The organism is Halomonas sp. FeN2 (genome assembly GCF_020595105.1).
In the GTDB taxonomy this organism is placed as follows: Bacteria; Pseudomonadota; Gammaproteobacteria; order Pseudomonadales; family Halomonadaceae; genus Vreelandella; species Vreelandella neptunia.
In genome coordinates this window covers 2,824,447-2,843,343 of sequence record NZ_CP074200.1, presented here as the reverse complement: position 1 = coordinate 2,843,343, position 18,897 = coordinate 2,824,447, and the positions used below count along the sequence as shown (strand labels likewise).

General features: G+C 57.2%; 18 protein-coding genes. 2 read left to right on the top strand and 16 right to left on the bottom strand.

The window, feature by feature from the left end; all coding sequences use genetic code 11:
• Nucleotides 1-100 precede the first annotated feature (100 nt).
• The 12 genes from KF947_RS13105 to KF947_RS13050 form a co-directional block, all read right to left on the bottom strand.
• Nucleotides 101-2,053: a methyl-accepting chemotaxis protein gene (locus KF947_RS13105; protein ID WP_227404149.1), complete on the bottom strand. Its 1,953-nt coding sequence runs from the start codon at nt 2,051-2,053 to the stop codon at nt 101-103.
• Nucleotides 2,054-2,297: 244 nt separating this feature from the next.
• Entirely contained in the window at nt 2,298-2,810 is a 513-nt protein-coding gene (locus tag KF947_RS13100; protein ID WP_133731629.1) for a C40 family peptidase, read from the bottom strand.
• Nucleotides 2,811-2,875: 65 nt separating this feature from the next.
• Nucleotides 2,876-3,505, bottom strand: a complete 630-nt coding sequence (locus tag KF947_RS13095; protein WP_227404148.1) for a histidine phosphatase family protein — start codon at nt 3,503-3,505, stop codon at nt 2,876-2,878.
• Between the two features lie 34 nt (nt 3,506-3,539).
• Nucleotides 3,540-4,355: a phosphonate ABC transporter, permease protein PhnE gene (phnE, locus tag KF947_RS13090; protein ID WP_009287892.1), complete on the bottom strand. Its 816-nt coding sequence runs from the start codon at nt 4,353-4,355 to the stop codon at nt 3,540-3,542.
• Nucleotides 4,356-4,416: 61 nt separating this feature from the next.
• Nucleotides 4,417-5,235 (bottom strand): phosphonate ABC transporter, permease protein PhnE, encoded by an 819-nt coding sequence (phnE, locus tag KF947_RS13085; RefSeq protein WP_227404147.1) that lies wholly within the window; start codon nt 5,233-5,235, stop codon nt 4,417-4,419.
• Nucleotides 5,232-6,092: a phosphonate ABC transporter ATP-binding protein gene (gene phnC, locus KF947_RS13080; RefSeq protein WP_227404146.1), complete on the bottom strand. Its 861-nt coding sequence runs from the start codon at nt 6,090-6,092 to the stop codon at nt 5,232-5,234. Before phnC ends, phnE (KF947_RS13085) begins: the two co-directional genes overlap by 4 nt.
• A gap of 77 nt (nt 6,093-6,169) precedes the next feature.
• Nucleotides 6,170-7,135 (bottom strand): phosphate/phosphite/phosphonate ABC transporter substrate-binding protein, encoded by a 966-nt coding sequence (gene phnD, locus KF947_RS13075; protein WP_227404145.1) that lies wholly within the window; start codon nt 7,133-7,135, stop codon nt 6,170-6,172.
• 103 nt (nt 7,136-7,238) lie between these two features.
• Nucleotides 7,239-8,996 carry an EAL domain-containing protein gene (locus KF947_RS13070; RefSeq protein WP_133731635.1) on the bottom strand — a complete coding sequence of 586 codons (1,758 nt, stop codon included), beginning with the start codon at nt 8,994-8,996 and terminating at the stop codon, nt 7,239-7,241.
• Between the two features lie 148 nt (nt 8,997-9,144).
• Nucleotides 9,145-11,064 carry an alkaline phosphatase D family protein gene (locus KF947_RS13065; protein WP_227404144.1) on the bottom strand — a complete coding sequence of 640 codons (1,920 nt, stop codon included), beginning with the start codon at nt 11,062-11,064 and terminating at the stop codon, nt 9,145-9,147.
• A gap of 19 nt (nt 11,065-11,083) precedes the next feature.
• Nucleotides 11,084-12,472: a sensor histidine kinase gene (locus tag KF947_RS13060; protein WP_227404143.1), complete on the bottom strand. Its 1,389-nt coding sequence runs from the start codon at nt 12,470-12,472 to the stop codon at nt 11,084-11,086.
• Nucleotides 12,469-13,143 carry a response regulator transcription factor gene (locus KF947_RS13055; protein ID WP_133731638.1) on the bottom strand — a complete coding sequence of 225 codons (675 nt, stop codon included), beginning with the start codon at nt 13,141-13,143 and terminating at the stop codon, nt 12,469-12,471. The genes KF947_RS13060 and KF947_RS13055 overlap by 4 nt, the downstream gene beginning before the upstream one ends.
• A gap of 37 nt (nt 13,144-13,180) precedes the next feature.
• Nucleotides 13,181-13,540 carry a PepSY domain-containing protein gene (locus KF947_RS13050; RefSeq protein ID WP_022520757.1) on the bottom strand — a complete coding sequence of 120 codons (360 nt, stop codon included), beginning with the start codon at nt 13,538-13,540 and terminating at the stop codon, nt 13,181-13,183.
• Nucleotides 13,541-13,714: 174 nt separating this feature from the next.
• On the opposite strand from KF947_RS13050, the gene KF947_RS13045 reads away from it, so the two are divergent.
• Nucleotides 13,715-14,194 (top strand): PepSY domain-containing protein, encoded by a 480-nt coding sequence (locus KF947_RS13045; protein WP_133731639.1) that lies wholly within the window; start codon nt 13,715-13,717, stop codon nt 14,192-14,194.
• Nucleotides 14,195-14,314: 120 nt separating this feature from the next.
• Nucleotides 14,315-15,328: a DUF1853 family protein gene (locus tag KF947_RS13040; protein WP_133731640.1), complete on the top strand. Its 1,014-nt coding sequence runs from the start codon at nt 14,315-14,317 to the stop codon at nt 15,326-15,328.
• 19 nt (nt 15,329-15,347) lie between these two features.
• On the opposite strand, the gene proB is transcribed toward KF947_RS13040, so the two are convergent.
• The 4 genes from proB to rplU form a co-directional block, all read right to left on the bottom strand.
• Nucleotides 15,348-16,487 (bottom strand): glutamate 5-kinase, encoded by a 1,140-nt coding sequence (gene proB, locus KF947_RS13035; protein ID WP_133731641.1) that lies wholly within the window; start codon nt 16,485-16,487, stop codon nt 15,348-15,350.
• Nucleotides 16,488-16,669: 182 nt separating this feature from the next.
• Nucleotides 16,670-17,857 carry an Obg family GTPase CgtA gene (cgtA, locus tag KF947_RS13030; protein ID WP_035582832.1) on the bottom strand — a complete coding sequence of 396 codons (1,188 nt, stop codon included), beginning with the start codon at nt 17,855-17,857 and terminating at the stop codon, nt 16,670-16,672.
• A gap of 207 nt (nt 17,858-18,064) precedes the next feature.
• Nucleotides 18,065-18,322, bottom strand: a complete 258-nt coding sequence (rpmA, locus tag KF947_RS13025; protein WP_008957069.1) for a 50S ribosomal protein L27 — start codon at nt 18,320-18,322, stop codon at nt 18,065-18,067.
• A 29-nt stretch (nt 18,323-18,351) separates the two neighbouring features.
• Nucleotides 18,352-18,663: a 50S ribosomal protein L21 gene (gene rplU, locus KF947_RS13020; RefSeq protein ID WP_133731642.1), complete on the bottom strand. Its 312-nt coding sequence runs from the start codon at nt 18,661-18,663 to the stop codon at nt 18,352-18,354.
• Nucleotides 18,664-18,897 lie beyond the last annotated feature (234 nt).

The following is an 18,897-nucleotide window of genomic DNA, read 5'->3' as shown; positions in this document are numbered from 1 at the left end:
TTAACACCCTATTCCGGCGCGAGGGCGTTGCAATACTAAAGTGCATTATCGGCTGCCAATACAAAAAGTTAAGGGTGCCCACCCTATCAAGGCTTTAACGCTATGCGTAGGACATGGTTAAACGGCTTGAGGCCGGCTCAATATCGCGCACCAGATAATCACTCACTTTGCTGGTCATGTCGTCTGCCTGATCATCAAGGGAGCGGCTAGCCGCGGCCATTTCCTCAACCAATGCAGCATTTTGCTGGGTTACCTCTTCCAACTGGGCCATGGCACGGTTAATTTGCTCAATCCCTGCCGACTGTTCATGGGTAGCCGACGCCATTTCATCCATCAGGCTTGCCATTTGCCCTACCCGTTGAGCAATCCGCCCCAGAGTTTCATTGGTGGTAGTCACTAGGCTTTCGCCTTCTGAAATCTTTGCCACGTTATTATCGATCAATTGACGAATCTGGCTGGCCTCCTGGGCACTACGACTAGCCAATTTGCGCACTTCGTCGGCGACCACTGCAAAACCGCGCCCATGCTCACCGGCTCTCGCCGCTTCAACCGAGGCATTAAGGGCTAGTAAATTGGTTTGGAAAGCGATGTTATCGATAGTCGCCACAATGCTAGTTACCTGCTCATTGGCTTGCAGGATAAGCTGCATGGCTGTTTGGGCTTGAGAAGCGACGGCGGTGGCTTCTTTTGCCTCTTGAACCACCTCACCTGTCATCTTCTGGGCTTGCTGCGCGTTTTCAGCACTCTGGCGCACCGTGGCGGTGATCTGCTCCATACTCGACGCGGTTTGCACCAGCGAGGCGGACTGCTCTTCGGTTCGCTGGGCAAGGTCTTGGTTGCCCTGGGCCATCTGATTGCTGGCCACCGCCACCGACTGCGCATTGCGCTTTACGTCAGCCACCAGCGCTTCGGTAACTTCCGACGATTCATTAAACGCCTGATATAGTTGTGATAACTCATCGCTACCCGGCACCTCCAAGCGCTGCGTTAAATCACCACCCCGGGTCGCGATACTGGTTAGCGCTTGGTTAAGCGACTGAGTAATGGCGCGTACGATCAATACAGCAGCAATAATCGCCATCAAGCTGGCCACGAGGGCAATTACCGCATACTGCCAAAGAGCCTGTTGCGCCGACTCGCGAAGCGTGACGGTTTGTGCCACCACCGTATCAGCAACATGATTTTCCAAGGCCTTGAGGCGCGCAATTTTTACCGTTTGCCACTCGAACCACTGCTCTGGGTCGACCCCATAACCGCCTGTTTGCGCTTGACTGATCGCCAATTCGCGGCGGGCCAAGAGGCGTTCAATCTCTGCACCGCTTAACGCCTGGTCAAGCTGGTCGCGGCTTTCTTCTCCAGCCAACAGGCGGAAGCTAGTCAAGAATGCCTGTTCCTCGCCCAACAAGGACAAGAAACGGCGCAGTGTAGCGTCAGGCATGCCGTCACTGGCGAAGGCATTAGAAAGCAGCGCCCGCTCAATCCCCGCTAAGTCTTTGGCTTCCAGCAACTGGTAGTAGGCACTTAACTGGCGAGCAATACCGCCTTCGCTGGTGAGATGCGACAGCGTACCCACAAAGGCCATTAGTTGACCGTTGATGCCGGTGTAGTGGCTTAACGCATCGCCCATCGCAATATCCAGGTCATCGACACGCTTGCGTAAGGCTGCCTGGCGCTGCCACTGGTCGTCAATTTCGTTGAGTCGTTGCTGGACAGCAGGCGTTAACAGCGCTGGATCCAAGGCATTACGCTGAGTTTGGAAAGCCTGCACAGCGGCGTCGGTGTTGGGACGCTGCTGTTTAAGCTGGTCGCCAAAGGCATTACCTTCGCTGCCCAGAAAGCCAGCGGTCATTCCGCGCTCAAGCTGCATTTGGTGCACGGCATCACCGGCGCGTTGAGCTAATTGGGTCATGGCGTGCAGACGATCAAACTCCTGCACGGTAGCCAAACGTTCCATAATGCCTTGTGCAGCAAACCAGGCCAGGGCAAGCAAGGGAAGCACCAACACACAGGCAAATTTAAACCGCATCGACATGCGGTTAATGATAGTTTTCATGGCTTAGCCTCAAACAGATAGCGTCGTTGGGGTAAGCGGCGTGTCCAATTATTATTATCCGCATCAAATGATGCGTTTAGCTAAGTCTGCCGCACTTTGTCAGCTAGTTAAATATGTTTCATTTCAATAGATAGATTAATGACAAAGCAGCGCGAGTATAGGGCGTGTGCGGAACGCCATATTGATTCAAGTCATTAAGCCTGACGGATTTTCCGGCCTAACAAGCGGCGGAGTTAAACGCCCCTTAAGGCGCTGGGCTGGCGGCACCCAAAAAGCGCGCCTGCCAGTAATCGATCTCTAACGGCACGCTGACTACTGCGCGGCCATTGCCAGGCGCATGAATCATTTGGCCGTTGCCACGATAAATCCCTACGTGGGTCGCTTTGCGACGGTCGCCAAAGAAAAGCAGATCGCCAGGGCGAGGGGATTTCACCTGGGGCAAGGCGCGAAACTGCTCATCAGCGGTACGCGGAACGCGAATACCCGCCGCCCGGTAGGTCATTTCCACCAAGCCAGAGCAGTCCAGACCATCCGGCGTATTTCCCCCAAAGCGATACGGTGTGCCAATGGCCTGCTGGGCATGGGAGAGAATCAGCGCACGCTCCATAGAGAGTCCTGCGCGGTTAGGGGGTGCCTCAATGGGGGTAAGATCGCGGCTGGCACAACCCGCTAGTGCCAGTAGTAACAGGCAGGTAAGCAGCCACCTTCCAGAGGGGGCCAATCCGCAAGGTAGAGACCACAGGCGAACCAATCTCATGGACAGCCGCTCCGATAAACCAACGTGCCTTCATGATGGCGCAAAGCATGCCTAGCCGCCAATATTTAACGTCCAATCCACTCGACAAAGCTGGTTTCACCCAGCGCATGGCGCTCATGACGCACCCGGCTCATTGCCGCGTAGGGTAAATCCATTGCCAGTACCCGCGAAAGTGGCTGCTCGATTACCTGGCGCAGCAGGCCATTGCAGACAAATAGATGCGCCACTACCAGCACATGCTTACCAGGCGGATTGCTTAACAGCTGCTGCCAGGCCTCGGCCAATCGCGCATCAAAAGCTTGCAGGGTTTCGCCGCCAGGGGGAGACACCGCGGCAGGATCGAACCAAAACGCACTCATTCGCTCGGTGCCCTCTTCGGCAAATACCTGGGCGTGGGTTTTGCCTTCCCACCGCCCCAAGTGCAGTTCGGCGAAATCGTCCTCTACCTGAACGGGCAGATCAAACTCTTCACCCAGCCATAGGGCAAATTCGCGGCAGCGCGTTAACGGCGAGGTCACGATCGCATCGTAGGGCAAATGTCCGTCGACCGTCTGCCGCATGACGGCATCGGTCACCTGCTGCCAGCCGGTTTCACTCAGCGGATGGTCAGTGGAGCCGCGGAGCATACGCCCACCCACCGGCTCACCGTGGCGCAGTAAATCTATCGTTGTTAGCTCGGCTTCAGGAAAGCGCATAGGGGTAACCTCGCCGATTTAGGCAGCTTGCAGTTTAGATAATTGCGTGACGCACGCGGGCAGAGATCCACTCCGACACCAGCACGGTGGCGAAAATCATAATAAAGATGACGCTAACTTGATCCCAGGCGAGGCTATTGATCGAGGCATTCAACTGCAGACCAATACCACCTGCCCCGACCAAGCCTAATACCGTCGACTCGCGAATATTAATGTCCCAGCGGTAAACGCTAATCCCCGCGAACGCGGGCATCACCTGGGGCAGCACACCGTAGTTCATCACCTGCAGTCGGCTCGCGCCGGTAGCGCTAATCGCTTCAACGGGCGTGGGATGGATCTCTTCAATCGCCTCGTAAAGCAGCTTGCCCACAAAGCCGATGGAGCGCAGGGCAATGGCAATAATCCCCGCCAGTACGCCGGGGCCAAGAATGGTGACCAGCAGCATCGCCCAAATCAGCGAGTTAATGGAGCGCGATGAGACGATCACCATCAGCGCCAAACTTCGCACCAGCGGGTGCGGCGTCGTGTTACGGGCGGCTAAAAATGCCACCGGAAACGCCATCATAATCCCTAACGCGGTGCCCAAAGTAGCGATATTAATGGTGTCCCACATGGGCTTCCAGAGCACATTGGCGTAGCCCCATTCGGGAGGGGTCATGCGGCTGATCAGGTCTGCTCCCTGGCGACCGGCATCTTCCACAAACACCCACATGGTATTGTCGGAAATCATCTTCCAGCAGAGCAGAAATAGGCTGACACCTGCCAGCCAAGCCAGGTACTGCAACCATTGAGCGCGAGTAGTGCGCCGCCGCCAAACCGGCAGACCCTGAGGTGTAGTGGAAACAGGCATTTAAACTCTCGACAAATTAAGGGGCCAGAAATTACGGATCCAGCAGTTACTGAATCAGCGTTTACTGCGTCCAGCGGCGGACATGGCTTGAGCTGTACTCGCACAGCAGCACGATGGCGATGATAATCAGCAGAATCGCCGCGGAGGTGTCGTACTCATAGCGGCTCAGCGAGGTATTCAGCGTGGCGCCAATACCGCCCGCGCCGACAATGCCAATCACCGAGGACTCCCGGAAGTTGATATCCAAACGGTACATGGAAAGCCCGATCAAACGCGGCATGACCTGGGGCTGCACGGCGTGATTCATGGTTTGCCACCAACTGGCGCCCGTGGCGCGCACCGCTTCTACCTGCCGCCAATCCAAGTCCTCGATATCTTCCGCCAGCAGCTTGGCCATAAAGCCAATCGTCGCAAATGCCAGGGTGATCATGCCCGCAAAGGGCCCAAAGCCGAACATCACCACAAACAGAATGGCGATGATGATCTCCTGGAACGTACGTGAAACGGCGATAATCCCGCGACACACAAAGTAGATCGGCAGTGGTGAAATATTTCGCGCTGCCCCTAAGCCCACGGGTATCGCCAGTAGCACACCCAGTACCGTGGAGGTGAGCGTCATAGTCAAGCTTTCCAGCAAGCCCGCGACGATATCGTCGTAGCGGCTGACAAAGTCGGGCTGCATAAAGGCGCCTAAAAAATTAACCGCTCGGCCCGCGCCTTCCGCCACCCGCGTCCAGTTCACCTCGACCGAGGCAAGCGCTAAAAACAGATACACCACTGCGCCGATGGCGAGCCCCCAGCGCAAACGGGGACTCTCAATTAGTGGTAGTCGCCGCCACTGACCGCGCTGCGCCGCCTGCTGGCGTGCCTGCTCGTTCATCGTGCCGCTCCCGCTTCAATGGTCGACATCACCCGCGCGTAGGAAGGATTAATCGGGGTAGTGTTAGTCGTCTCATCGCCGCTGACTTCATCGTCCATTGGTTCAGGCGTGGTGTCCCAATCCTCTTCACCGTAAATCGTGGTGAGTATCTCACTGGTGAGTTCGCTGGGAAGGCCATCAAAGACGATTTCACCCGCCCGCAGGCCGACAATGCGGTCAGCAAACTGCTGGGCCAGCGCTACGTCGTGAATATTGATGATCGCCGCCAATTCGCGCTCTGCGCATAGCTCACGAATCAAGCGCATGATTTGCCGGGAAGTTTTTGGGTCAAGGCTGGCGGTAGGTTCATCCACCAGCAACAGTTTGGGACTTTGCAGGAGCGCCCTGGCGATACCCACCCGCTGGCGTTGGCCACCGGACAGGGCATCGGCGCGTTTATCAATGGCATGCGGCAGCCCCACTCGCTCCAATAGACGGAAGGCTTCAATCACGGCCTCCTGCGGGTAGCGGCGCAGGAAGCTGCGCCAAAAGCCCACATAACCGAGCTGACCCGAGAGTACGTTCTCCATCACGGTTAAGCGGTCTACCAGCGCATACTCTTGGAAAATCATACCCATGGAGCGGCGGGCGTGACGCAGCTTATGCCCCGAGAGCTTCGTCAGCTCCGTGCCGTCCAGACGAATGCTGCCCTGGGTAGGCTCAACCAGCCGGTTAACACAGCGAATTAGCGTGCTTTTACCCGCGCCAGAGGGGCCAATCAGCGCCATCACTTGGCCTTTGGGCAGCGTGAGTTCAATATCCGTCAGCGCTCGATCCCCGGTAGGGTAACGTTTGCCAACGCCGGTGAGTGTCAACATGGAAGTGCCTCATCTACATAGCGGTTCGGCCAGAAGGTTGCCCTCCTGGCCGATCGTATTGGGGTACTGCTTAGAGATTAATCGCAGTCGTAGGTCACGCCGTTGGCGTCAGCGATGGTGCGAATAACTTCCCAGTTTTCCTGATAAGTAATCGGAATAAACTGTGCTTCGCCGGAGTTGGCGAATTCTGACTCGAGGGCAGTGCCTTCCCAGTCGTAGCTGAAGAACGCATCCTGAATTTTCTCGGCAAGTTCCGGATTCAGGTTATTCGCCAGCCCGTAAGCGGTGGTGGGGAAGGTTTGTGAGGTGTAGATGATGTCGTAATCACCTTCGTTCACCACACCGCGGGAAATCATCCGCTTGCCTACAGAGTTAGCAATCGCCGCCGCGTCGTAATCTTCGTTGACGACGCCAAGAATAGAGTTATCGTGGGAGCCAGAGAACGCGGTCTCAAAATCTTCGCCCGCTTCCATACCGTACTCAGAGCGCAGCAGCGCAGAGGGAGCGCGGAAGCCAGAGTTGGAAGTCTCGGAGGTAAACGCTAGCTGGCGACCCTGCAAGTCTTCAACGGCTTCAATGCCGCTTCCTGGGTAGGTAATGATCTCCATCTCATAGCCAAAACTGCCATCTTCAGCGGCCATCATGGCGAAGGGGCGGAAACCACCGCAGTTAACCGCGACCGGTACGCCGCCGGTATTGAAACCGGCGACGTGGAGACGGCCAGCGCGCAGCGCTTCCTGCTGGGCAGCGTTGGACTGCACCGGGAAGAACTGCACTTTTTTGCCGGTGGCGTCGCTCAGGTGATCCAAAAAGTCAGACCAGACGTCAGCGTAAACCGCTGGGTCTTCAACCGGAGTATAGGCAAACACCAAGGTATCCGGATCCACCCACTGAGACTCATCGCTGGGCACATCGGCGACCATATCGCCATCGTTATCCACATAGCGCGACGAGAGATCCGCAGAAGCGTTCACCGCAGCCAGGGCGAAGGCGCTAGCAACGGTGGCGCTGATTAACGTGCGGGAGAGAGATAATGTCTGCATGGGTCACCTGTAGCGTTATTAGAAGATGACGACATCCTGACGGCTTCAAGTGACAGAAATGGGGCACTTATGTGACCACTTCGTGACGTTTTGACGAAGGGTATTAATGCACAGATGGAGAGGCTTCGTGACCACGGCGCTCTACAAACAAACTGTTGCCAGGGATTTTTTTGGCCTGATGCTTCAGTTCAGAAAGTTCGCCAGCAATATCCAGCGATTGACAGCTGGTTGTATTGGGAATGGGCTTCACCGCAATCGAGACGCTAACAAAAGGGAAAAACGTCAGCCTATTTTGTCGGTTTTCGATATAAATACCGCCCTGAAGGCGATCAGACTCTTCATAGAAGCCCGGCGCCATCACCTCGAATGAGTGCAGAATTTGCTGACAAACACTTTCCCAGTGCTCAAGCGGCAGCAACATCATAAAATCATCACCGCCAATATGACCAATAAAGCCCCCGGCGTTCTCTACCTGCGCCTGCAGTAGCCGCGAAAGTGAAATAATGATGTGATCGCCTCGGGCGTACCCATAGGCATCGTTAAAGGCTTTAAAGTTATCTAAATCGACGTAGGCGGCGGCAAATCCCCGCTCGGCAGCCAAGTAGCTAGCCAGGGTTTCATTAATCAGAATATTGCCCGGCAGGCCGGTAAGCGGGTTGGCATGTCGCGCTTGGCGCACCTGAATCGCAGTAATCTCACGCAACAGGTCAACGATATTGCCCATCCCCAGGTAGTCACCGTTAGCGTTAACGATGACAAAGTCCTCTTGCTCAATATCCCGACTATCGGTCAACTTCTGACTCAAAATCTCAAGCGGGGTATCCGCTTCGGCCACCAGCATGCGTGCATCCGCAACGTCCAGTACGCGGCGCTTGGCATACAGCGCATGGCTATAGGGGTTGGTAAACAGGGTTAAAAACGCATTGCGGCGCACCACCGCCACGGGCTTGCCGTTTTCCAGCACGGCCACACAGCGCAAGCTGGGCTGTTGGCGAAATCGATCGGAGAGATAAGGCACTGCGCAATCTGTCGTTATGGGATCGGTCGCCCGCAAAATCGAGCGTGCGGTGCGGCCGGCGGGACTTTTTAAGTGAGTGGTCGCCGGTAGCAGCATGTTGAGCTCTAAAGGCGGCTGCTGGCTGGGGCGGGCGAAATAGAAGCCTTGCAGCAGCGCAAGGCCGCGGTCGAGTTCCCACAAGCAAAGATGCTCAGCGGCGGTCTCCACCCCTTCGGCAATGACCTGGCAGTCCAGGCTACGCGCCACGTCGAGAATCGAGCGCAGGAATTCTCGCTTGGCAGGATCCTGGTCAATGCCGGAGATAAAGTGCCGGTCGAGCTTAACGAAATCGGGGCGCAGCTCTGACCAGTGGCGCAGGCTTGAGTGGCCCGCACCAAGATCATCCAGCGCTACCTGAAAGCCCATGGTGCGGTAGTGATCCACCGCCTGACGCATTAGCTCGTAGTCATGGATTGGCACGTGTTCAGTGAGCTCGATCACCACCCGCTCCGGGGGCAAGCCGCTGTCACGAATAAAGCCAAGCGTTAAGCCTTCGCGAAAATCACGCTCAACGATAGTCAGTGGCATTACGTTAAGAAACAGCAAACCGGGCAGCTCAAGCTCTGCAAAGCGACGAATAGCCAGACGTCGGCAGAGAATATCTAACTCCACCAGTAGCCCGGCCTGGGTGGCTACATCAAACAGCCGTAACGGCGAGTGCAGCGGCGACGTTTTCGGCCCGCGAATCAGTGCTTCGTAGCCATAAATCGCCTGCTGACTGGCGTCCACAATGGGCTGAAAGAGCACGTGTAGCTCTTCTGACGCAATAATTTGGTTAAGCCACTGCGCTTCTTGTGCGGTCATTTGCCTGCTGCCCTATTCTGCCACCCTAATAACCAGCGGTGGTGCCTGTGATCTGTCACCTTCCCTGGAGGTTGTTAATAAGCTGCAAGCGTGCGTCATTTTTGTGACGCTATCATGACAAACATCAGTGACGTCAGCCAGTTGGCGCTCAAGTGAGCGGCTTCTCCCGCGGCGGAAAGACCACCTCACTACCGTCAGCGTCGAGCTGGCGGATATCGATAGGGTGGCCCTTCTCATCAAGCGTCACTAAACCAATACCACTGGCGTTCCAAAGCCGTTCACCAGCGCTGGCGCGATCAGGATCGCGGGGGTTAACGCTTAGCTTGCGGCGCTTGGTGAACCAATTAAGCGGCGACCACGGCGCGTAGAGCCAGCGATTGAGCCGGTCAAAGGTATTGAGCAGGTTTTTGGGAAAGGTGTTTTTGATCCCGCTGGAGGTGATCTGCCACAGGTGGGGAGAACGGCGCTGATGGCGCACCACAATGTCGTAGACAAACGAGTAATGCACGTCACCCGATAAAATCACGTAGTTGCCCGGGGTTTTGGAGTGCCGCCAAATCTGCAGCAGCGTATTGGCTGCCCCACGGTGGGCCATCCAGTTTTCGGCATCCACCACCAACGGCTTACCGGCGAGGGTAAACAGCTTTTGAATTCCCTCTATCAACTTGACGCCGAACATCGGCGCGGGAGAGACAATCACCGCACTTTTGGCCCCCATGAGCGCCTGCTGCATCTCCATTAGCGCCTCCCAGTCCATCAAGCCTGAAGGCCGGTGCGGGCTACGCTCACTGCGCCAGCGCCGGGTGCGGGTATCCAGCACTATCAGTGCGGGGGTGCCAGGCACCTGAAACTCCCAGCCCTGAAAGCGCAAAAGCCGCTCAATCAACCCATCCTGTTCAGCGCAGGCTAGCGGTTGGTCGCCCTCACCCAGCAGGGTCGAGGCATGATGGACTAATGGGTTCAATTTATCCGGATCGTTACCCCAGGCTTGGCAGAGCAGATAGGCCACCAAGGCGTTACCGATAATACGCTTAGAGAACGGATGGCCGTAGGCGGCGCGCTCCCAGTCGGCAGTTAGGTTCCAGTCGTCGGTAACGTCGTGGTCATCGAAGATCATCAGGCTGGGCAGGTGCGCCATTACCCGCGCGCACTGGGGCAAACCTTCAGCGAAGGTATCGATCACCGCCTTCTCCTGACGATAGAGTTCGGCGTCTTTTTCATCAAGGGCGGGCGCTTCAGGGGCAATCACTTGCCAGGGCACCGGCGACCACACCAGGCAGTACATGGCGAGCATTTCAGCCAGCGTCATCAGGTGGTTATGGGCATTCGCCGAGGTAAACACCGGCTTTTTGACACCGCCAAAGAAGCGCTCGCGCAGGGCCGCGTTGCTGGTCACATCCGGCAGCAGCTCCGCACGCCGGTAGTAGCTATCCGGCGAGCGGTAGAGCGCCTGACTATCGTCGACAGTCGCGCCTTCCAGCCACTCATCCACCAGCCCTAGCCGCTCAATCAGCGCATGCACGGCGCGTAGCATCGGCCCGGCCACATCGTCGGCGTACACCTGATCACCGGTCATCAGCAGCCAAGCGGGCCACTCGGTGGGGGCTGACTGCTGCTCAGCAAGCCAACTGTCGGCGCGCACCAGACCATCGGCACTGTCGTGATGGGGCTTGCGGCAGGAGCCATGCATCAGGCGGTGATGGCGCGAGGCAATCACAAAGGCGGGATAGGCGGCGCCGTCATAACACAGCCACGGCGCCCACTCAGGCAAAGAACGCCACTCGCCCTGCTGGGTTTCCACCTGCAGGTCGTACTCGATGCGCTCGTCGCAGGGCAGCGCTGACTCAAGCTCACAATCAATTAGGTAGATAAAGGCCCGCTGGCCAATGGGGATGCACTGCTGATGGTGCGCTAAGCTGATCGACTGGCTATCGGTGCGCCCTGGGCGCAGTACCAAGGCCATGTTCAGCGGCCGGGTAGCGACAAGCCAAAGCACCAGACGGGTAGTGCTGATGCGTCTTAACAGGGGGCCGGCGACTATATCGGGCAGCGTATCTGTGCGATTCATTCGGTGCGGTCTCCATTAGTTACGCGCGACGATTACCCGCGACGACGGGCAGCTCCACCACCACTTTCAATCCGCCAGTGCTGGCGCGACTAAGGTGCATATGGCCGCTGTACAGGGTGACAAGGTCAGTCACAATGGCCAAACCCAAGCCACTGCCCGAGCGCTGTTCGTCCAACCGCTTACCGCGCTGTACCGCCTGCTGACACTCGGCTTCGGACATACCGGGGCCATCATCGCTAACGGTTAAGGTTAACTGCTGCTCGTGCATCGCTACCTGTAGCTGCACATCGCTATGCGCCCAGCGTAGCGCGTTATCCATTAGGTTACCCACCAGCTCTTGGATATCCTGGCCATCCATATGCACATTAATCTCACTCGCCCAGGTTTGGCGCAGCTCAATGCCACGCCGCTGGGCGAGCCTAGCCAGCCCATTGAGCAGCGGTGCCAGGGTGGCGTGCAAATCAATGGGCGCAAAGCGAACGCCTTCGCCCGCTGCCGATGCCCGTGCCAGGTGATGACGTACCGCGCTATCCACGCGTTCTAGCTCAACCTCCCAGGCGGCACGGTTCGCTTCCGGCAGTTGGCGTAGCTGCAGGCGCATCACGCTCAGCGGGGTTTTCAGCGCATGGGCAAGGTTGCCAGCGGTATGGCGGCCACGCTCGATCAAGCGCTGATCGCGCGCCAGCACCGCGTTCATTGAAGCGGCAAGCGTCGCCAGCTCGTCGGGCAAGCGGGTATCTAACTGTTCAGCATACCCCTGCTCTACCTCATGCAGGTTGGCGTGCATGCGGCGCAGTGGCGCTAGCCCCCAGCGTACCTGGAGCGCCAATACGCCAAGCAAAAGCACGCCCAAGCCCACTAAACCGCCCCATAGCAGGCGCTGAAATTCGCCAATATCCCGGGCCAACACATCGTCCCGGGCGGCGACGCTAATATGTAGCGGCGCTTCTAACGGCGCCAAGTAAATATCCCGCTCTACCACGCGCAGCGATTGCCCCCGGGGGCCAGGTATCGAGCGAGCGCTAAGGGTGTCGCTATCGATCACCGGCAGGCGCTGATCCCACAGCGAACGCGAGGCCAGGGTGTTTTCCTCGCCATCGGTGATTTGCCAATACCAGCCGGAATAGACAGTCTCAAAACGCGGGTCACCCAGCGCCCGGTCGTGGACGAGCTGCTGCTCGATGGGGTCATAGGTAACGCCTGCGATAATGACGTTGAGGGTGGCCCCCAGGCGCTCGTCAAAGGCTTGAGTTGCGGCGGCGCGGTAGTGGTGGGAAAGCAGCATGCCAGCGATAGGCAGCGCCAGCCCTATCATCACTAGCACGGCCAGCAATAGCCGCAGGCTGATAGAGCGCTTAGCCCAACGCCTTGACCATTGTTCACGCCACGTCGTGCTGGGTTGACTCATTCGGTGGCGGGCTCTTCTGACAGTAGTCGGTAGCCCTGGCCCCGCAGGGTGGCAATTCGCCAACTACCCAACTTACGGCGCAGGCGGCTGACTTGAACATCAATCACATTAGAGTCCGGCTCGTGGTCGCGATCGTAAACGTGCTCCGAGAGCTCGGTGCGGCTCACAACCCGCGGTGCGGCGTGCATTAAATAGCCCAGCAGCCGAGTTTCCTGGGCGGTTAATCCCACAGGCCGCCCTGCCAAGGTAACGTGTTGGGTGTGGGTATCCAAACTCAGCTCCCCCACTTTCAGAACCGGATGGGCATGGCCGTGGCTGCGGCGCACCAGGGCGCGCAGGCGAAACAGGACTTCCGCTGACTCGAACGGCTTGGTGACGTAGTCATCCGCCCCAGCAGTAAACCCCGCGGCTTTATCTGCCCAGCGCTCTCGGGCAGTAAGAATAAGCACCGGTAGGTCGATGCCATCTTCCCGCCATGCCGAAAGCCAGCGGGTGCCATCGCCATCGGGTAGTCCGACATCCAGAATCAGCGTGTCATAGGCTTCCGTGCGCACCAGAAAATCGGCATCCTGACCGTTAGCCGCATGCTCAACAAGCCAGTCGCCGTCGCGCAGCGCTTGGCTAAGCTCGCGAGCCAGCGCCTGGTCGTCCTCTACCAACAAACACTTCATCGGCTAACTACCCTTTTTGGCAAGTGACATCAACAGGCTAGCGGCGCATATCATTGATACGCACCCCCTCAATGGCCATCAATTGGCCGTTATGACCATCAAACTCGAACTCGACAACTTGGCCCTGGGGGCCGAGCAATTTGATCTCATACTCGACATAGCCCCCTTCACGCTCCACCTCAACCTCCAGCACTTCCCCAATATAGTGCGCTTCCAGCCAGTCCAAAATAGTGTCGAGAGGCACGACCTCACCGCGGCGCACTTCACCGTGTAGCGACTCCCAATGCTGGTCACCCACTGCGCTACCCGCCAGCAACAGCACCAAGGCTAACCCAGTGACGTTGCGGCGAGGGACGCTGCGCAGTAGCTTTTTAAAGTGGCGGAGGATTTTACTCATAGGGTCAGCATGCCAAAGGCAACATGAACGTTAGATGAACAGGTTTGTCAGCTTAAGGAAAGTATCGGGGTGGTATAAATTCACTGTCGCATTCGCTGAATGCCGTTTATTCACTGTTGTATAAACATTGACGTACAGAGATTCTCGTACAGATACGTAAAGAAGGAATTTGCTATGAACACCATGAAAAAAATGCTGCTGATCCCGACCTCTGCTCTGCTGCTTGCCGTTGCTGCTGGGAGTGTGCAGGCCGACGATTCGCTGCCGATGGATCGCATTGATGACGTATTGACCCACGCCAATGACTACGGTTTCAGCCACTACGAAGAAATTAGCATTGAAAGCCGTGGCCGCGCAGAAGTAGAAGGCTGGTTGGACGATGAGTGGTACGCCGACGTGGAATTTTCACTCGATAACGGTGAAACACTGCAAGAGCAACGTGAGCGCCTGATTACCGGTGCTTGGGGCATGAGCGAAGATGATATCCGCCAAGCGTTAGACGTAGCCAGCCAGGAAGGTATGGTCGAATTTGAATCTCTCGATATTGGTAAAAGCGGCATCATCGATATCGAAGGCCGTGGCGAAAATGGCCGCGAACTAGAAATCAGCGTGCGTCAGGGCTCTTCCGAAGTTACCCAAATTGACCGCGATTAATATTTTTAGCTAATCGCTTTGCGGGCTCCCTACGGGGAGCCCGCTGCGTTTATGTTAGGCTGCCCAAACATGTCGCTAAAGTGATAGTGCTGACCTTACCAGGTTGCTGAGGAGATATCCGTGCTGAACGAAGGCGTTGACGGCGCGCTGGAAAATGTAGAACTCGGCAACACGGTGTCAGTGCTAAGAGACTTGGCCTGGCTGGTCGCCACGCCTGATCTTGTGGAGCTTCCTCCGCCGATTCCCTGTGGAGGGCGACCTACCATTAAGGAGTTAGGGCTGGAGAACGCGCTACTACCCTGGCTACGTAAGCTTGGCCGACCGCCGTTAGCCGCCTTGAACGGCAGCCGCGCAACGCGCATGGGCCATTACCACGAACGTCTGTGGCATACGCTGTTAGATCATGCACCCAATACACGGCTGCTCGCCCGTAACGTGCGCATCACCCGCCAGCGCAACACCCTGGGCGAGCTGGATATGCTGTACAGAACCTGCGACAACCCGGCACCGATACATTTAGAAGTCGCTATTAAGTTCTACCTGGGGCTGCCTGAAGGGCCTGGGGCAGCCAATAGCCAAAGCCGCTGGATTGGCCCCGGCGGGTTAGACAGCCTGGCGCTTAAGTGCTCTCACCTGCGACGTCATCAGCTCCCCCTTTCCACCACGGCGCCCGCGCTGGAAACACTTACCCATTGGCTAACGCCACGGGATCTGGGTGTTTATGATCTGCGTTTAGGTGAACAGTTAACCCAGCGGTTAGCAATAACCGGCGTACTTTACTACCCCTGGCACGCCGACATGCCAGCGCCGGAGGGCGCCACGGCAGACCATCGCCGAGGTACCTGGTGCTACTTACGTGACTGGCCTGCGCTAGCAGCCCAGTTTCCCACCATGTCGCGCATGGCGTGGTTGGAAAAACCTCACTGGCTGGCACCGCCGCCCCTCAGCGCTTTTCGCCCTGCGGCGGAGCAGTTGCCCGCTATTATCGAAAAGGTTCACGCCTGGCGCTCACCCCAGCAAGTGATGCTGTGTTTCTCAGAGCGGGAGTACAACGAACAACGCTACGAGCGGCTATTTTTGGTTCCCGATGACTGGCCCAGGCAAGTGCCGCTACCGCCCCGCATGCGAGACTAAGAACGATCAGAGGAAGCCTTTATATAACGACAAGGTTATCGCGATGGATCAGTTCATGGGCTTCCACGTAACCGAGGATGGCTTCGATCTGGTGGCTGGGCTGGCCCGCCAATTTACGGGCCTCGTCAGCACCATAGTTGACCAAACCTTTGGCCACTGGCGCACCCTGCTCATCCACGCACACCACCATATCGCCGCGCTTAAAGCCGCCCTGTACGTCGCGCACGCCCACTGCCAGTAGGCTTGAGCCTTTATCGCGCAATACCTTGACCGCCCCCGCATCCAGCACCAGCGTGCCACGCACCTGCAGCTGACCCGCCAACCAGCGCTTGCGTGCCGCCATGGGCACTTGGTCAGGACGCAGCAGCGTGCCGAGAGCCTCCCCCGACATGATTCGGTTGATGACGTCGGGCTGGCGGCCACTGGCAATCACTGTGACCGCCCCGGAGCGCGCCGCCAACTGCGCCGCGCGCACCTTGGTACTCATACCACCCCGCCCCAGTGCACCGCCACTGCCTGCTACGGCGGCTAAGCGTGGGTCGTCGGCCCGTCCTTCGCCAATCATCTGGGCGTTTGGATTGTGGCGTGGATCGGCGTCAAACAGGCCTTCCTGGTCGGTCAAAATCAGCAGCGCATCCGCTTCCAGTAGGTTTGCAACCAGCGCTCCAAGGGTGTCGTTGTCGCCAAAGCGAATCTCATCGGTGACCACGGTGTCGTTTTCATTGATGACCGGCACTACGCGCATCTCTACCAGCGTACGCAGCGCTGAGAGCGCATTCAGGTAGCGCTTGCGGTTGGAAAGGTCGTCATGGGTAAGCAGAATCTGCGCGGTGAGCATGTCGTGGCGGGCAAAGTGCTGCTCATAACATTGGGTCAGGCCATTTTGGCCTACCGCCGCAGCCGCCTGTAGCTCATGCACGGCGCTGGGGCGCACCTGCCAGCCAAGACGCACCATGCCAGCCGCCACGGCGCCGGAAGAGACCAGCACCACCTCTATCCCCTGCTGGTGCAAGGCGGCAATTTGATCCACCCAGCCACCGATTGCGGGTTCGTCCAGGCCGCGACCATCGTTAGTCAGCAGCGCACTGCCAATCTTCACCACGACCCGCCGTGCACGGCTTAGCGCGCTGCGGCCCAGGATTTGCTCGTTACTTTCCATGCGACCCACCTCAATCAGACGCTAACAACTTACATCAGGCACTCATCACTAAATCAGATACTCACTACTAAATCAGACACGTGCAACTTAATCAGACGCCCATAAAAGGGGCCGCGCGAACGCAGCCCCTTTTTGCATACTACCGAATTTAGCTGACTACCGAATACACCCGCTCAATACCACTAAGGGGCGTATTCGACTTCAACGTCGTAATCATCGTCGTCGAAATCTTCGTCATCTTCATCGTCGCGCTTACGCCGACGACCCAAACGGTCTTCGGTACGCGCAACCGACTCTTCTTCCATGCGGCGACGCATCTCTTCTTCACGGGCCAGCGCCTCTTCATCTTCGTTCTCAAGGCGACGCTGCTCGGTCAACCAGCGGTAAGCCGCCTGAACAAGCTTATCGGTGCCGTCGCTGCTGATCGCCGAAATGCGGAACACCGGGCCTTCCCAGTTCAGCGCCTGAATAATCTTCTGGGCGCGCTCTTCACGCTCATCTTCCGGCAGAAGGTCAAACTTGTTCAGCACCAGCCAGCGCGGCCGCTCAGAAAGCGCCGGAGAGAACTGACCCAACTCGTGCACAATCGCCTTGGCTGCTTCCACCGGATCAGACTCATCAAACGGTGCCACATCGACCACATGGAACAGCAGCCGCGTGCGGGTTAGGTGCTTCAAAAAACGAAGCCCCAACCCGGCGCCTTCAGAGGCCCCTTCGATCAAGCCCGGTACGTCGGCCATCACGAAGTGCTCGTGCATCCCCAGTTTCACCACGCCCAAGTTGGGCACTAAGGTGGTGAACGGGTAGTTGGCGACCTTGGGCTTGGCGGCAGACACCGAGCGAATTAGCGTCGATTTACCCGCGTTGGGCATACCCAGCAGGCCTACATCGGCCATTACTTTCATTTCCAGGCGCAAATTGCGGCGGTCACCGTCGGTGCCTGGTGTCGTCCGACGCGGTGCGCGGTTGGTAGATGATTTAAAGTGGATGTTACCCAATCCACGCCGACCACCTTCGCCTACCAGCACCACCTGACCAATTTCGGTCACATCGGCGATGACTTCCAGGGTGTCTTCATCAATTACCGTGGTACCCACCGGCACTTTGACGTGCAGGTCTTCACCGGCCTTGCCGCTCATTTGACGGCCCATGCCGCCCTGCCCGTTTTGGGCTTTATAGAAGCGCTGGAATTTAAAATCGATCAAGGTGTTAAGGGCATCGTCACCAATGAGGTAAACGCTACCACCATGACCGCCATCGCCCCCATCAGGGCCGCCCCTGGGCACATATTTTTCGCGGCGAAAGCTCAGACAGCCATTGCCGCCTTTGCCCGCCTCAACAATAATCGAGGCTTCATCGACGAACTGCATTGGATTCTCCCGGCCGCTTCCGCCGCCCTAATATGCACTGCTGTTTACCAAACTTTTTCCCCACCCTTTATTGCCACCAGCATACTGATTAAAGACATAGTGTTAAGACATATTGGGAAAGGGTATTGGAAAAGAGATTTAACCGACAAAAAAGCCCCGCCATAGCGGGGCCTTTTTTCTCGCAACCGCGAGCATAGCTCTAGCCGTTTAGGCAGAAACGATGCTAACGAACTTGCGGTTTTTCGGGCCTTTGGTCTCAAACTTCACAAAACCGTCGCTCAGTGCGAACAGTGTGTGGTCACGACCAAGGCCTACGCCTGTGCCCGCGTGGAAACGCGTGCCGCGCTGACGCACGATGATGTTACCCGCAGTCGCCGCTTGGCCACCGAAGAGTTTTACACCTAAGCGTTTGGACTCGGAATCGCGACCGTTACGCGTGGAGCCGGCTGCCTTTTTATGTGCCATTGCAAAATCCTCCTAAGGGAATTGACCGCTTACGCAGAAATTCCGGTAATTTTGACTTCAGTGAACCACTGGCGGTGGCCCTGACGCTTCATGCTGTGCTTACGACGACGGAACTTGATGATGGTGACTTTATCGCCGCGCCCGTGGGAAACCACTTCGGCAGAGACTTTAGCACCACTGATCATCGGCGCACCGATGTTGAAGTCATCGCCGTCAGCGACCATCAGCACTTCGTCAAACTCAATCGTTTCGCCGGTAGCGACTTCGATTTTCTCGAGTTTGAGGGTTTGACCTTCTTGAACGCGGTACTGCTTACCACCGCTTTTGATAACTGCGTACATGTCGCTCTCCGGACTGTCGTTAGTGCCGTTTATTCAACCGTTAAACAGCGCTCATCGGGAATCGCTCTTATCGACCTGCTGCGAGTGGCGCCCCTTTTGGAGCCATCTGACAGGGAGCATGATGAGTGGGTCGCGGATTATAACGACTATCTTCTCTTACCACAAGACCACAGTCCGTTGTCAATTGACACGACCATCTCATTATAAAGGCATATCATAGCGAGACCACAGCCC

Bases quoted from the DNA above. Each gene is read 5' to 3' on its own strand.
- KF947_RS13045 (WP_133731639.1), top strand. From the start codon at position 13,715: ATGAACACCATGAAAAAAATGCTGCTGATCCCGACCTCTGCTCTGCTG.
- phnE (WP_009287892.1), bottom strand. From the start codon at position 4,355: ATGCCTGTTTCCACTACACCTCAGGGTCTGCCGGTTTGGCGGCGGCGC.
- KF947_RS13100 (WP_133731629.1), bottom strand. From the start codon at position 2,810: ATGAGATTGGTTCGCCTGTGGTCTCTACCTTGCGGATTGGCCCCCTCT.
- KF947_RS13105 (WP_227404149.1), bottom strand. From the start codon at position 2,053: ATGAAAACTATCATTAACCGCATGTCGATGCGGTTTAAATTTGCCTGT.
- phnD (WP_227404145.1), bottom strand. From the start codon at position 7,135: ATGCAGACATTATCTCTCTCCCGCACGTTAATCAGCGCCACCGTTGCT.
- proB (WP_133731641.1), bottom strand. From the start codon at position 16,487: ATGGAAAGTAACGAGCAAATCCTGGGCCGCAGCGCGCTAAGCCGTGCA.
- rplU (WP_133731642.1), bottom strand. From the start codon at position 18,663: ATGTACGCAGTTATCAAAAGCGGTGGTAAGCAGTACCGCGTTCAAGAA.
- phnC (WP_227404146.1), bottom strand. From the start codon at position 6,092: ATGTTGACACTCACCGGCGTTGGCAAACGTTACCCTACCGGGGATCGA.
- KF947_RS13055 (WP_133731638.1), bottom strand. From the start codon at position 13,143: ATGAAGTGTTTGTTGGTAGAGGACGACCAGGCGCTGGCTCGCGAGCTT.
- KF947_RS13095 (WP_227404148.1), bottom strand. From the start codon at position 3,505: ATGCGCTTTCCTGAAGCCGAGCTAACAACGATAGATTTACTGCGCCAC.
- phnE (WP_227404147.1), bottom strand. From the start codon at position 5,235: ATGAACGAGCAGGCACGCCAGCAGGCGGCGCAGCGCGGTCAGTGGCGG.
- KF947_RS13060 (WP_227404143.1), bottom strand. From the start codon at position 12,472: ATGAGTCAACCCAGCACGACGTGGCGTGAACAATGGTCAAGGCGTTGG.
- KF947_RS13065 (WP_227404144.1), bottom strand. From the start codon at position 11,064: ATGAATCGCACAGATACGCTGCCCGATATAGTCGCCGGCCCCCTGTTA.
- KF947_RS13070 (WP_133731635.1), bottom strand. From the start codon at position 8,996: ATGACCGCACAAGAAGCGCAGTGGCTTAACCAAATTATTGCGTCAGAA.
- rpmA (WP_008957069.1), bottom strand. From the start codon at position 18,322: ATGGCACATAAAAAGGCAGCCGGCTCCACGCGTAACGGTCGCGATTCC.
- KF947_RS13050 (WP_022520757.1), bottom strand. From the start codon at position 13,540: ATGAGTAAAATCCTCCGCCACTTTAAAAAGCTACTGCGCAGCGTCCCT.
- cgtA (WP_035582832.1), bottom strand. From the start codon at position 17,857: ATGCAGTTCGTCGATGAAGCCTCGATTATTGTTGAGGCGGGCAAAGGC.